Genomic DNA, 15,371 nt, shown 5'->3' with positions numbered 1-15,371 from the left:
CACGCCGTCAACCGCTTGCGGAACACGTCGCTGCTCTCCAGCAGCTCCACCGCCATCCCGGCCCACTGCGACCCCTGCCCGGGGAAGACGAACACCGCACGCCGCCGGGGTGCGCCGCCCCCGGTCGCGGCGGTGAGTTCCCGCAGCAGCTCGTCCCGGCCGGAGCCGACGGCCACCAGCCGGTGGTCGAAGGAGGCGCGGCCCGAGGCCAGCGTCCAGCCGATGTCGGCGGCGTCCCACTCGGGGTGCGCGGTCACCGCGTCCCGCAGCCGCGCCACCTGATCCCGCAGCGCCTCAGCGGACCGCGCCGACACCACCCACGGCACCACCCCGGGCGGGGCCGCGGGCTCCGGCCGCTCCTCCCCCGGCGCCTGCTCCAGGATCACGTGCGCGTTGGTGCCGCTCACCCCGAACGAGGACACGGCGGCGCGGCGGGGCCGTCCCGTCTCCGGCCAGGGCCTGGCCCCGGTCAGCAGTTCCACGGCGCCGGAGGACCAGTCGACACGCGGGGTGGGCGCGTCGACGTGCAGGGTGCGGGGCAGCACGCCGTGCCGCATCGCCAGCACCATCTTGATCACCCCGGCGACACCGGCGGCGGCCTGGGTGTGCCCGATGTTGGACTTCACCGACCCCAGCCACAGCGGGCGGTCCTCGGGGCGGCCCTGCCCGTAGGTCGCCAGGATCGCCTGCGCCTCGATCGGGTCGCCGAGGGAGGTGCCGGTGCCGTGCGCCTCCACCGCGTCGACCAGGTCGGCGGAGAGCCCGGCGTCGGCGAGGGCCTGCCGGATCACCCGCTGCTGGGCGGGGCCGTTGGGCGCGGACAGGCCGCTGCTCGCGCCGTCCTGGTTGACGGCGGAGCCGCGGAGCACGGCGAGCACGGGGTGGCCGTTGCGCCGGGCGTCGGACAGCCGCTCCACCAGCAGCATGCCGACGCCCTCGGAGAACCCGGTGCCGTCGGCCGCCGCGGCGAACGCCCGGCACCTGCCGTCGGCGGCGAGGCCGCGCTGGCGGCTGAACTCCACGAAGCAGCTCGGCGTGGCCAGCACGGTGACCCCGCCGGCGAGCGCCATGGCGCACTCCCCGCGCCGCACCGCGCGCGCCGCCAGGTGCAGGGCGACCAGCGAGGAGGAGCAGGCGGTGTCCACGGTGACCGCGGGCCCCTCCAGGCCGAGGGCGTAGGCGACCCGGCCGGAGGCGACGCTGCCCGCGTTGCCCGCGCCGACGAACCCGGCGACGGGTTCGGGCACCGACGCCAGGCGGGAGGCGTACTCGTGGTACATCAGCCCGGCGTAGACGCCGACGCGCTGCCCGCGCACGGACACCGGGTCGATCCCGGCCCGCTCCAGGGACTCCCAGGCGGCTTCCAGCAGCAGCCGCTGCTGCGGGTCCATGGCCAGGGCCTCGCGGGGGCTGATGTCGAAGAAGCCGGGGTCGAACATGTCGGCGCCCTCGACGAAGCCGCCCTCGCGCACATAGGTGGAGCCGGGGCGCCGCCCCTCGGGGTCGTACAGCTCGTCGATGCGCCAGCCGCGGTCGGCGGGCGGCGGCCCGATGGCGTCGGTGCCCGCGTCCACCAGTTGCCACAGGTCGTCGGGGGAGGCGACGCCGCCGGGGAGGCGGCAGGCCATGCCGATGACGGCGACGGGTTCCCGCTCGGCCTCCTCCAGTTCCCGCACGCGGCGCCTGGCCGCGGTGAGTTCGGCGGTCGCCCACCGCAGGTGTTCGCGCAGCTTGTCCTCGTTCGACACCGCTCCCCCTAGAGCCTGTCCGGGTCGCGCGGTGTCCCGCTGTCCCCGGCACGCAGTTCGTCGAGCACGTCAAAGAGTTCGTCGTCGGTGGCCGTCGCCAGGTCGCGCGGCGCGGCGGTGCCGGGGTCCTCGCCCCACCGGGACACCAGGTCCTTCAGCCGCAGGGCGATGGCGGTCCTGGCGTCGCCGTCGTCGGCGAACGGCGCCAGGTACGCCTCCAGGCGGTCGAGTTCGGCGAGCGCGGGCCCGACCCGGGTGGTGGCGCCGTCCGGGCTGAGCAGCCCGAGGAGGTGCGCCGCCAGAAGGTTCGCGTTGGGGTGGTCGAGCGCCACGGTGTCGGGCAGGTTCAGCCCGGTGGCCCGCTCCAGGCGCCGGCACAGCTCCAGGTCGGTCAGGGAGTCGAAGCCCAGGTCGGTGAAGCCGCGGTCCGGGTCGATGTCGTCGCCGACGCCCTCGCCGAGCACCGCGGCGGCGTGGGTGCGGACCAGGTCGAGCAGGACGCGCTCCCGCTCGGGCGCCGTCATCCCGGCGAGCCGCCGCGCGAGCCCTCCCGTGTCGTCGGCCCGCTCCGTCCGGGCCGCTTCCGCCCGCGGCGCGGCGGGGGCGCGGTCCTCCCCGGCCAGGTGCCGCAGCGGCGCGGGCAGCGGCCCGTCCCGGTCGGCGGCGCGCAGGGCCGCGGTGTCCAGCCGGACGGGCACCAGCGCGGGCTCGTCCAGGGCCAGCGCGGCGTCGAGCAGCGCCAGCGCGTCCCCGGTGGGCAGGGGCAGCACCCCGGCGCGGCCCATCCTGGCCAGGTCGGCGCGGTCGAGGGCGCCGGTGAGGGCGCTGCGTTCCTCCCACAGCCCCCAGGCCAGGGACACCCCGGGCAGGCCGCGGGCCGCGCGGTGCCGGGCCAGGGCGTCGAGGAACGCGTTCGCCGCGGCGTAGTTGCCCTGCCCGGGGGCGCCCAGGGTGCCCGCGGCGGAGGAGAACAGCACGAACGCGGCCAGGGGGTGCCCTTCGGTGAGTTCGTGGAGGTACCAGGCGGCGTCGGCCTTGGGCCGCAGCACCGTGTCGAGGCGCTCGGGGGTGAGGGTGCCGAGGACACCGTCGTCCACGGCCCCGGCGATGTGGACGACGCAGGTCAGGGGGTGGGCGGCGGGCAGTGCCGCGAGGAGCCCGGCGAGGGCGTCGCGGTCGGACGCGTCGCAGGCGGCCACGGTGGCGTGGGCGCCGAGCGCGGCCAGGTCCGCGACCAGGCGGGCGGCTCCGGGCGCGCGGTCGCCGCGGCGGCCGGTCAGCAGCAGGCGGCGGGCGCCCTGCCGGGCCAGGTGCCGGGCGACGATGCCGCCGAGGGTGCCGGTGCCGCCGGTGACCAGGACGGTGCCGTCCGGGTCGAACGGTCGGGCGGGCCCGGCGGGGGCCGCGGCGACGGGGGTCAGGCGGGGCGTCAGCACCCGGCCGCCGCGCACCGCGAGCTGCGGTTCGCCGCCCGCCAGGGCGGGCAGGGCGGCGTCGAGGCCGCGGTCCGCGCCGTCGTCCGCTCCGTCGTCCGCGCCGTCGGGCCCGGCCGGTGCCGGGTCCGCGTCCAGCAGGGCGACGCGGCCCGGGTGCTCGGCCTGCGCGGTGCGCAGCAGGCCCCACACGGCGGCGCCCGCCAGGTCCGGCGCGCCGTCCTCGGCGGTGGCCACCGCGCCGCGGGTCACCACCACCAGCCGGGACGCGGCGAGCCCGGGTTCGGCGAGCCAGGCGCGGACCAGCCGCAGCGCCCGCGCGGTGGCGGCGCGCACCGCGGCGGGCACCGGGCCAGGCGGGGGCGTGAGCGGGGCGAGGACCAGGTCGGGCGGGTCGGCGGCGAGCGCGGCGAGGGCGGGGCCGGGGTCGGGGTCGCCGCCGGGCGGGGGCGCGGCGAGGCGGGCGGCGCGTCCGGTGAAGGGGGCCGCGGCGGCGGCCGGTGCCCACTCCAGGCGGAACAGCGAGTCGGCGGGGCCGGCGCCGGGTGCCCGCGCGGGCAGGGGCCGCAGCGCGAGGTGCTCGACGCGGGCCACGGGGGCGCCCGCGGTGTCGGCGGCCTCGAGCGCCAGCGCGTCGGGCCCGGTGCGCCGCAGCCGCACCCGCAGCGCGGTGGCGCCGGTGGCGCGGGCGTCCGCGCCGCGCCAGGAGAACGGCACCAGGGTGCGGCCCGCCGCGGCGTCGGGCAGCCCCACCGCGTACGCCTGGAGGGCCGCGTCCAGCAGCGCCGGGTGCAGCACGAACCGCCCGGCGTCGGCGCGCTGCCGCTGCGGCAGCGCCACCTCGGCGAACACCTCGTCGCCGCGCCGCCACACCGCGCGCAGCCCCTGGAACGCGGGCCCGTAGGCGAAGCCGTGGCCCGCCGCCGTGTCGTAGAAGCCGCCGACGGCGACGGGTTCGGCGCCTGGGGGCGGCCACGCCATCAGGTCGAAGTCGGGGGAGCCGGGGGGCGGCGCGGGGGCCAGGGTGGCGCTCGCGTGCTCGGTCCACGGCTCGTCGCCGGTGCCGGGCCGGGCGTGCAGGCGCAGCGCGCGGCGGCCCGCGGCGTCCGGTTCCGCGACGGTCAGGTGCAGGCGCACGCCGCCGGACTCGGGGATCACCAGCGGGGCGTGCAGGGTGAGTTGCTCGACGTGGCCGAGGCCCGTGCCCGCCGCCGCCCACAGGGCCAGCTCGACGCAGGCCGCGCCGGGCAGCAGCACCCGCCCGGCCACGGCGTGGTCGGCCAGCCACGGGTGGGTGCGCGTGGAGAGGCGTCCGGTGAACAGCAGCGCCCCCGGGCCGGGTGGTTCGACGGCGGCGGCCAGCAGCGGGTGGTCCGCGGCGGCCAGGCCCGCGGAGACGACGTCGCCGGCGGCCGGGTCGTCCTCCAGCCAGTGGCGCTCCCGCTGGAAGGGGTAGGTCGGCAGGTCCACGGCCGCCGCGGTGGCGGGGAGGGCGGCGGACCAGTCCACGGGCACGCCGTGCACGTGCAGTCGGGCGAGGGCGGTGAGCAGGCGCCGGGGGCCGTCGGCGCCCAGCGGGGAGCCCACGACCGGCGCGTCCCCCGCGTCCGTGTCCCCGGCGGGGGGCGGCGCGGTGGCGGGCGGTTCGGCGGCGAGGTGGACGAACGCCGTGCGGCCGCCGTCCCGCAGCCCGTCGAGGACGGCGCGCAGCCCGCCCGCGCCGGGTGCGGCGGCCCGGTGGACCGGGATCCGGCCCGGCCCGGCCGGACCCGCGCCGCCCACCGCGACGGCGCGGGCGCCCTCCGCCAGGGACAGCGCCCCGGCCACGCAGGCGGCGGCGATCTCCGCCGCGGCGCCCGCGCCCGCGACCACTGCGTGCGGCCGCACCCCGTGCCCGGCCCACAGCCCGGCGAGGGCGGCCAGCACGGCCCAGCGGGCGGGCTCGGCGGCGCCCTCCGGGGGCGCGGCGGCGCGCAGCACGTCGGTGAGGGACCAGTCCACGAGCGGGGCGAGGACGTCGGCGCACTCGCCGATCAGCCGGGCGAACTCCGGGGAGGAGTCCAGCAGTCGCGCGGCCCCGCCGAGGAGGTCCGGGTCGCGGCCGGGCACCACGAGCACCGCCTTGGCGGCGGGGCGGGCGGCGCCCCGCACCACCGCGGGGTCGTCCCGGCCGGCGGCCAGCGCCGTCACGCCGCGCAGCAGCTCCGCCCGGTCGGCGCCCACGACCACCGCCCGGTGCTCGAACACGGCGCGGCGGGCCAGGGCGGCGCCGACCCGGTCGGGTGCGGCGCCGGGCGCGGCGTCCAGGTGGGCGGCGAGCCGCGCGGCCTGGGCGCGCAGCGCGGCCCCGTCCCTGCCGGACAGGGTCCAGGCCAGGGGGAAGGGGGTGCCGGGCCCGGGGGGCGGCGGGTCGTCCTCGGGTGCCTCCTCCAGCAGCAGGTGCGCGTTGGTGCCGCTGACCCCGAACGACGACACCCCGGCGCGGCGGGCGCGGCCGGTGCGCGGCCAGGGCCTGGCCTCGGTCAGCAGCGACACGGCGCCCGCCGACCAGTCCACGACGGGGGTGGGCCGGTCCGCGTGCAGGGTGGGGGGCAGCAGTTCGTGGCGCAGCGCCTGCACCATCTTGATCACCCCGGCCACTCCGGCGGCGGCCTGGGCGTGCCCGATGTTGGACTTCACCGAGCCCAGCCACAGCGGCCCGGCGTCGCCGCGGCCCTGGCCGTAGGTGGCCAGCAGCGCCTGGGCCTCGATGGGGTCGCCGAGTCTGGTGCCGGTGCCGTGCGCCTCCACCGCGTCCACGTCGGACGCCGCGAGGCCGGCGCTGTCCAGGGCCTGGCGGATCACCCGCTGCTGCGCGGGCCCGCTGGGCGCGGTGAGGCCGCTGCTGGCCCCGTCCTGGTTGACGGCGCTGCCGCGGATGACGGCGAGCACCCGGTGCCCGGCGCGGCGGGCGTCGTCGAGCCGCTCCAGCAGCAGCAGCCCGGCGCCCTCGCCGAGCCCGGTGCCGTCGGCGCGGGCCGAGAACGCCTTGCACCGCGCGTCCGGCGCCAGGCCCCGCTGCCTGCTGAACTCGACCAGCGCCAGCGGGGACGCCATGACGGTGACCCCGCCGGCCAGGGCCATGGCGCACTCGCCGCGCCGCAGCGACTGGCAGGCCAGGTGCAGGGACACCAGCGACGACGAGCACGCCGTGTCCACGGTGACGGCCGGGCCCTCGAGCCCGAAGGTGTAGGCGACCCGGCCGGAGGCGACGCTGCCGGTGCTGCCGTTGCCGACGTAGCCCTCGAACTCGGGCGGCACCCGCCGCAGCCGGGACGCGTACTCCTGGGGGATGAGCCCGGCGAACACCCCGGTGCGGCTGCCGCGCACGGACGCCGGGTCGATCCCGGCCCGCTCGAACGCCTCCCAGGCCAGCTCCAGCAGGATCCGCTGCTGCGGGTCGGTGGCCGCGGCCTCCCGGGAGCTCATGCCGAAGAACGCCGCGTCGAACCGGTCCGCGTCGTACAGGAAGCCGCCCTCGCGGACGTAGCTGGCGCCCGGCCGGTCCGGGTCCGGGTGGTGCAGGTCGTCGGCCCAGCCGCGGTTGCCGGGGAGCGGCGCCACGGCGTCCACCCCGTCCGCGACGAGCCGCCACAGGGCCTCCGGCGAGTCGGCGCCGCCGGGGAACCGGCAGGCCATGCCCACGATGGCCACCGGTTCGCGGTCGCGTTCCTCGGCCTCCCGCAGTTGCCGCCGGGTGGTGCGCAGGTCGGCGGTCAGGCGTTTGAGGTAGTCGAGGACCTTCTCGTCACTCGTCATCTGGCCTTGAGCCCTTTCCTTCCGCGACCGCCGAACGAACGGTCCGCGCCCGGCACGTCAGGAGTTGCGCAGTTCGTTCTCGACGATGTCGAAGATCTCTTCGAGGGTGGCCGCCTCGACCTCCTCGGCCCCGGGTTCGCCCGCCGCCCCGGTCGCGGGCCCCGGCGTTCCCGGCCCGCCGCCGAGCCCGGCCAGCAGGCCGCGCAGCCGGCCGGCGACCTGCTCGCGCAGCGGGTCGCCGGGCGGCACCCCGGCCAGGCCCGCCTCCACCGCGTCCAGGCCGGCCAGCAGGGGCGGGGCCGCGGGCTCGGGTGCGAGCCGGGTCCCCAGGTGGGCGGCGAGCGCGGCCGCCGTCGGGTGGTCGAAGGTGAGCGTGGCGGGCAGCTTCAGGCCGGTCACCGCGCCGAGCCGGTTGCGCAGCTCCACCGCGCGCAGCGAGTCGAACCCGGACTCCAGGAAGCCGCGCCCGGTGTCCACCAGGTCGGGCGAGGCCAGGCCGAGGACGGTGGCGACGTGACCGCGCACCAGGTCGAGCAGGGCCTGCTCCCGCTCCTGCGCGGGCAGCCCGGCCAGCTTCGCGGCGAAGCCCGCCCGGGTGTCGGCCGCCGCGGGCACGGCCCTGCGGGGCGCCGCTCCGGCGAGCCGGGCCAGCAGCGGCCGGGGGGCCGCGCCGCCGTCGCCGCCCGCGGCGCGCACCGCCGCCGGGTCGAGCCGGACGGGCAGCACGGTGGGCCGCCCCGCGGCGAGCGCGGCGTCGAACAGCGCCAGCCCCTCCTCCGGGGACAGCGGCAGCACCCCGGAGCGCCGCAGCCGCGCCCGGTCGGTGTCGTCGAGGCCCTCGGTCATGCCGCCGTCGGTGGCCCACAGCCCCCAGGCCAGGGACACCCCGGGCAGGCCCCGGGCGGCGCGGTGCCGGGCCAGGGCGTCGAGGTAGGCGTTGGCGGCGGCGTAGTTGGCCTGCCCGGCGGCGCCGAGCACCCCGCCCGCCGCGGAGAACAGCACGAACATCGACAGGTCCGCGTCCCGGGTCAGCTCGTGCAGGTGCCGGGCGGCGTCCGCCTTGGGGCGCAGCACGGCGCGCACCCGCCGCGGTGTCAGGGAGCCGAGCACGCCGTCGTCCAGCACCCCGGCGGTGTGCACCACGCCGGTCAGCGGGTGCGCGGACGGGACGCCGCCGAGCAGGGCGGCCAGTTGGTCCCGGTCCCCGGCGTCGCACGCCGCGACGGTGACCTCGGCGCCGAGCTCGGCCAGCTCCCGGGCGAGCCGGCCCGCCCCGGGGGCCTCGGCTCCGCGGCGGCTCGCCAGCAGCAGGTGCCGCACGCCGTGCGCCTCCACGAGGTGCCGGGCCACCAGCCTGCCGAGGGCGCCGGTGCCGCCGGTGACGAGCACCGTGCCCTGCCCGTCCGGTACGCCCGCCGCTCCGCCCGCCGGGGGCCGCAGCGGGGTCAGCCGGGGCGCGAGCACCTGCCCGCCGCGCACGGCGAGCTGGGGTTCGGCCGCCAGCGGCAGCGCGGCGGGCGGTTCGGCGCCGTCCTCCAGGTCGAGGAGGGTGAGCCGGCCGGGGTTCTCGGCCTGCGCGGAGCGCACCGCGCCCCACACCGCCGCGCCCGCCAGGTCGGTGACGTCCTCGCCGTCGAGCACGCCCACCGCGCCCCGGGTCACCCACACCAGCCTGCTGGACGCGAACCGCTCGTCGGCCAGCCACCGCTGGAGCAGCTCAACCGCCCGCACCACGGTCCGCGCCGCGTCGGCGCGGGGGTCGGACGGCCACGCCAGCACCACCGTGTCCGGCACGGGCCCTTCGGCGAGGCCGGCCAGGTCGTCCGGGGCCACGGGCGGCGCCGCGTCCAGCGGGGTCCACCCGGCCGCCTCGGGCAGCGGCGCGAGGACCTGCGTCCACTCGACGTGGTACAGCGCGTCCCGCGCCCCGCCGGTCAGCCGCTCCCGCGCCACCGGCCGCACCGCCAGGGACTCCACCGACGCCACGGGCGCCCCGGTCCCGTCGGCGACCACCAGCGAGAGACCGCCGCTCCCGGCCGGCGCGAGCCGCGCCCGCAGCGCGGTGGCGCCGGTGGCGTGCAGGGTGACGCCGGTCCAGGAGAACGGCAGTCGCACCTCGTCCGCCCCGTCGAGCAGGCTCGTGTGCAGGGCGGCGTCGAGCAGCGCGGGGTGCAGGGCGAACCGGTCGCCGTGCCGGTCCGGCGGCAGCTCCACCTCGGCGAACACCTCGTCCCCGCGCCGCCAGGCCGCGACGAGCCCCTGGAAGGCGGGCCCGTACTCGTAGCCGTCCCCGGCCAGTTGCTCGTACAGCCCGCCGACCGGCACCGGGACCGCCCCCGGCGGGGGCCAGGCACCGGCGAGCTCCCAGCCGGGCTCGGGCCGCTCCTCGGTGAGCGCTCCGGTGGCGTGGCAGGTCCAGGAGGCGTCCTCGTCCTGACGGGCGTACACGCCGAAGGGGCGGCGGCCTTCCGCGTCGGGCGCGTTGACCCGCACCTGCACCCGCACCCCACCGCTCTCCGGCAGCACCAGCGGCGCCTGGAGCGTCAACTCCTCCACCCGCCCACCGGCGGCCAACGCCAACTCCACGAACGCCGTACCCGGAACCAGCACCGTCCCCCACACCGCGTGATCCGCCAGCCACGGATGCGACTCCAACGACACCCGCCCCGAGAACACCACCCCGCCCCCGTCCGCCAACTCCACACCCGCACCCACCAGGGCGTGACCCCCCGCCTCCGCACTGGCGGCAGGGGTCTCCAGCCAGAAGCGCTCACGCTGGAACGGATACGTCGGCAGATCCACACCGGGACGACCACCGGAGAACAGCGACGCCCAGTCCACGCTGACGCCGTGCGTGAACGCCTCGCCGACCGAGGTCAGGAACCGGCCCAGCCCGCCCTCCCCCCGGCGCAGGGAACCGACGGCGGGGACGTCCTCCACGCCCACGGTCAGCACCGGGTGCGGGCTGCACTCCACGAGAACCGCGTCCCGGAGCCCCGCGACCACGGGGTGGAACAGCACGGGCTGACGCAGGTTGCGGAACCAGTACCCGGCGTCCATCACCGTCGTGTCCAGGGATTCACCGGTCACGGTGGAGAGGAAGGGCACCTCGGCCCGGCGCGGGGTGATGTCCGCCAGGTCGCGCAGGATCCGGTCGCGGATCCGCTCCACATGCGGGGAGTGCGAGGCGTAGTCCACGGGAATCCTGCGGGCGCCCACGCCCTCCGCCAACAGGTCCTCTATCGCCTGCCGGTCACCGGAGACCACCGTGGAACGCGGCCCATTGAGCGCGGCCACCGACAGGCGGTCACCCCACCGCTTCTCGACTTCCTCGGACGGCAGCGGAACAGAAGCCATGCCACCACCGCCCGCGATCTCGATCAGCGCGCGGGAGCGGAGCGCGACCACGCGGGCCGCGTCCTCCAGCGACAGAGCCCCAGCGACACACGCCGCCGCGATCTCCCCCTGCGAATGCCCGACCACAGCCGACGGCTCCACACCCATCGACCGCCACAACTCCGCCAGCGACACCATCACCGCGAACAACGCCGGCTGCACCACATCCACCCGCTCCAGAGCGGCACCACCGCGCAACACATCCAGCAACGACCAATCCGTGAACGGCGCCAACGCCTCCGCACACGCCGTCAACCGCTCCCGGAACACCTCACTGGAGTCGAACAACTCCACCGCCATCCCGGCCCACTGCGACCCCTGACCCGGAAAGACGAACACCGCACGACGACCCTCCCCACGACCCACCACCGGATCACCGAGCCCCCGCAGCAACTCCTCCCGGTCCGCGCCGACCACCACCGCCCGGTGCTCGAACACCGACCGACCCCACACCAACGCCGCACCCACCTCAGCGGCACCCCACCCCGGGTGCTCGGTCACCGCGTCCCGCAGTCGCGCCACCTGATCCCACAACGCCTCAGCGGACCGCGCCGACACCACCCACGGCACCACACCAGGACCCGTCACGGGCTCGGGCCGCTCCTCCCCCGGCGCTTCCTCCAGGATCACGTGCGCGTTGGTGCCGCTGATGCCGAACGCGGAGACCCCGGCCCGGCGCGGCCGATCGTGCTTCGGCCACGGCTTGGCCTCGGTGAGCACCTCGACGGCGCCCGAGGACCAGTCCACGTGCGAGGACGGCCGCTCGACGTGGAGGGTGCGGGGCAGCACGCCGTGCCGCATCGCCATCACCATCTTGATCACCCCGGCGACACCGGCGGCGGCCTGGGTGTGCCCGATGTTGGACTTCACCGACCCCAGCCACAGCGGACGCCCCTCCGGGCGGCCCTGCCCGTAGGTCGCCAGGATCGCCTGCGCCTCGATCGGGTCGCCGAGGGAGGTGCCGGTGCCGTGCGCCTCCACCACGTCCACGTCGGTGGCCGCCAGGCGGGCGCCGGCCAGCGCGTCGCGGATCACCCGCTGCTGGGAGGGGCCGTTGGGGGCGGTGAGGCCGTTGCTGGCGCCGTCCTGGTTGAGGGCGGAGCCGCGGACGACGGCGAGGACCGGGTGGCCGTTCCTGCGGGCGTCGGACAGCCGCTCCAGCAGGACGACGCCGGCGCCCTCGGAGAGGCCGAAGCCGTCGGCGCCGTCGGCGAACGCCTTGCACCGGCCGTCGGCGGACAGCGCCCGCATCCGGCTGAAGCCGACGAACGCGTCCGGTGTGGGCATCACCACCGCGCCGCCAGCGAGGGCGAGCGTGCACTCGCCGTTGCGCAGCGCCTGCCCGGCCAGGTGCAGGGCGACCAGCGAGGAGGAGCAGGCCGTGTCCACGGTGACGGCGGGGCCCTCCAGGCCGAAGGCGTAGGCGACGCGGCCGGAGATGACGCTGGTGACGCTGCCCGTGACCAGGTAGTCCTCGACGGGCTCCGGCGCCTGCCCGGCCCGGGGGCCGTAGCCGTGGGACATGGCGCCGACGAAGGTGCCGGTGCGGCTGCCCCGCAGCGTGGCCAGGCCGATGCCCGCCCGTTCGAACGCCTCCCAGGCGGTCTCCAGCAGCAGCCGCTGCTGCGGGTCCATCGCCAGGGCCTCGCGGGGGCTGATGCCGAACACCTCGGCGTCGAACAGCGCGGCGTCGCGGACGAAGCCGCCCTGCCGCACATAGCTCCTGCCGCGGCGGCCGGGCTCGGGGTCGAACAGCTCGGCGACGTCCCAGCCCCGGTCGGCGGGGAAGTCGGAGATGACGTCGCCGCCTTCGGCAACCAGCCGCCACAGCGCCTCGGGGCTGTCCACCCCGCCGGGGAAACGGCAGGCCATGCCGACGACGGCCAGGGGCTCCTCGCCGGACGCCGCGGTCACGGCCGCCGTGGCGGCGGGGGGCGCGTCGAGTTCCAGGACCATCTCGCGCAGGCGTCCGGCGAGCGCGGCGGGCGTCGGGTGGTCGAAGACGGCGGTGGCGGGGAGCTTCAGGCCGGTGGCGGCGGCGAGCCGGTTGCGCAGCTCGACGGCGGTCAGGGATTCGAAGCCCAGGTCCTTGAACGCCCGCTCCTGGCCCACGGCGTCCGGAGAGGTGTGGCCGAGCACGCTGCTCGCGTGGGTGCGCACCAGGTCGAGCAGGACGTCGAGCTGGTCGGCCCGCGGCATGCCGTCGAGCCGCTGCCGCAGCTCGGAGCGGGCCGGGGTGCCGCCGCCGTCCGCCGCGTCCCCGGGCGCGCCGCCGTCCCGCGGCTCCGTCTCCCGCTTCTCCCGCGCGAGGTCGGCCAGCAGGGGGCTGGGGCGGGCGGAGGTGAACAGGGAGTGGAACGGCTTCCAGTCGATCTCGGCGACGGCCACGAACGTGTCGTCGTGGTCGAGGGCCTGCTGGAGCGCGGCGAGGGCCTTCTCGGGCCGCATCAGCGGCAGCCCCTGCCGCCGCACGCGCTCGCGGGTCGCCTCGGGGTCGAGCCCCGCCATGCCCTCCCAGGTGCTCAGCGCGTCCTCCCACACGCCCCACGCCACGGACGTCATGGGGATGCCGCGCGCCCTGCCCTCCTCGGCCAGCGCGTCGAGGGCGGCGTTGGCGGCGGCGTAGGCGGCGTGGTCGCCGCTGCCCCAGACGCCGGCGATGGAGGAGAACAGGACGAACGCGTCCAGTTCCGCGGGGTCGAGCAGCTCGGCCAGGTGCCGGGCGCCGGCGACCTTGGCGGACAGCACGTCGGCGAGGCTGCCCCGGGTGGTCGCGGTCACCGGGGCGAGTTCGATGAAGGCGGCGGTGTGCACGACCGCGCGGACGGTGTGCCCGGCCGCGCGGACCTCGTCGAGCAACGCGGCCACGGCGTCGCGGTCGCCCACGTCGCAGGCGGCCAGGGTCACGGTCGCGCCCAGGGCGGTGAGTTCGTCCACCAGGGCGGCGGCGCGGGGCGCGTCGGGGCCGCTGCGGCTGACCAGGACCAGGTGCTCGGCGCCGCGTTCGACGAGCCAGCGGGCCACGCGGGGGCCGAGGCTGCCGGTGGCGCCGGTGAGCAGAACCGTTCCACCGGCCCTCCACTCGCGCGGCGGGTGGGCGTCCCCGGCGGCGGCGCCGGTCATCCGCCGGGCGGACACGCCGCCGGGCCGCACCGCGACCTGGTCCTCTCCCGAGGTTCCGGCCAGCACCCGGCACAGCGCCCCGAGCACCTGGTCGTCCGCGGTGCCGGGCAGGTCGGCCAGGCCGCCCCACAGCTCGGGGTGCTCCAGCGCCACCACCCGGCCCAGGCCCCACACCTGCGCCTGCTCCGGGCTCGGCGGCGGGTCGGCGGGCCCGGTGGCGACGGCGCCCCGCGTCACGCACCACAGCGGGGCCCGCACCCCGGTGTCGGCGAGCGCCTGCACCAGGGCGAGTGTCAGGGCCAGGCCCGCGGTCAGCGCGGGGTGGTCCGGGTGCGGGCGCTCGTCCGGCGCCAGCAGCGACAGCACACCCGCGGGCGCCCCGGCCCCGTGCCCGTCCGCCTTCCCGTCCGCGTCCGTGTCCGTGTCCGCGCCGGCCTCGGCGAGCGCGGTGCGCAGACGCGCGGCGACGGCGTCCCGGTCGGCCTCGGCGGCGGACAGCTCAACGGGGACGACCCTGGCCGCCCCGTGCCGCCCGAGCGCGCGGAGGCAGGCCGCCGTCCACGGCTCGTCCGCCCGGCCCTCCGGCACCGCGACCAGCCAGGTGCCGGACAGCGCGGGGGCGGGGGCGTCGGCGACGGGCTTCCACTCGATCCGGTACCGCCAGCCGTCCACGGCGGACCGCGCCCGGCGGCCGCGCTCGGCGGCGTCGGGCTCGGCGTCCTTCAGCCAGTAGCGCTCGTGCCGGAACGGGTAGGTGGGCAGGTCGAGGGGGGCATGGCCGCCGGTGAACAGCGACGCCCAGTCCACGGTGACGCCGTGCGTGAACGCCTCGCCGACGGAGGTCAGGAACCGGCGCAGCCCGCCGTCGTCCCGGCGCAGGGAGCCGACGGCGGGCATGTCGTCCACGCCGACGGTCAGCACCGGGTGCGGGCTGCACTCGACGAGAACCGCGTCCTGGAACTCGCGCACCACGGAGTCGAAGAGGACCGGTTGGCGCAGGTTGCGGTACCAGTAGGCGGCGTCCATCGTGGTGGTGTCCAGCGGTTCCCCGGTGACCGTGGAGTGGAAGGGCACCTCGGCCCGGCGCGGGGTGATGCCCGCCAGGTCGCGCAGGATCCGGTCGCGGATCCGCTCCACGTGCGGGGAGTGCGAGGCATAGTCCACGGGGATGACCCTGGCCCGCACGTCCTCCGCGGTTGTCAGCTCGGCCACCAGCGCCTCGATGGCCTCCCGGTCACCGGAGACGACGGTGGAGCGGGGCCCGTTCAGCGCGGCGACAGACAGCCGGTCGCCCCACCGCTCCAGGCGGCTCTCCACTTCGGCGAGCGGCAGCGGAACGGAGGCCATGCCGCCGCCCCCGGCGATCTCGATCAGCGCCCGGGACCGGAGCGCGACCACCCGGGCCGCGTCCTCCAACGACAGAGCCCCAGCGACACACGCCGCCGCGATCTCCCCCTGCGAATGCCCGACCACAGCCGACGGCTCCACACCCATCGACCGCCACAACTCCGCCAGCGACACCATCACCGCGAACAACGCCGGCTGCACCACATCCACCCGCTCCAGAGCGGCACCACCGCGCAGCACATCCAGCAGCGACCAGTCCGTGAACGGCGCCAACGCCTCCGCACACGCCGTCAACCGCTCCCGGAACACCTCACTGGAGTCGAACAGTTCCACCGCCATCCCGGCCCACTGCGACCCCTGACCCGGAAAGACGAACACCGGCCGGTCGTGCCCTGCCACCTCGCCGGGGACGACTTCGCCGAGCCCTCGCAGCAGCTCGTCCCGGTCCTCGCCGACCACCACCGCCCGGTGCTCGAACACCGACCGACCCCGCACCAACGCCGCACCCACCTCAGCGGCGTCCCAC

At 77.7% G+C, this 15,371-nt stretch carries 3 protein-coding genes; all 3 read right to left on the bottom strand.

Features of this window, described 5'->3' with window-relative positions; genetic code table 11:
* On the bottom strand, positions 1–1,748 hold a 1,748-nt coding region (locus ACYVO2_RS36535), incomplete at its 3' end, for a type I polyketide synthase (RefSeq protein WP_461012435.1).
* An 8-nt stretch (positions 1,749–1,756) separates the two neighbouring features.
* Positions 1,757–6,979, bottom strand: a complete 5,223-nt coding sequence (locus ACYVO2_RS36530) for an SDR family NAD(P)-dependent oxidoreductase (RefSeq protein ID WP_461012434.1) — start codon at positions 6,977–6,979, stop codon at positions 1,757–1,759.
* 57 nt (positions 6,980–7,036) lie between these two features.
* Positions 7,037–15,371 (bottom strand): SDR family NAD(P)-dependent oxidoreductase (locus ACYVO2_RS36525; protein WP_461012433.1); only part of this gene is annotated, 8,335 nt, incomplete at its 5' end.

This window comes from Streptomyces capparidis (assembly GCF_054782095.1).
Note: the sequence above shows the minus strand (reverse complement) of the source record. Positions and strands in the feature narration are given on the sequence as shown.

What these genes read in the sequence shown, in the direction of transcription:
- ACYVO2_RS36530 (WP_461012434.1), bottom strand. Translation starts at nt 6,979, where the DNA reads ATGACGAGTGACGAGAAGGTCCTCGACTACCTCAAACGCCTGACCGCC.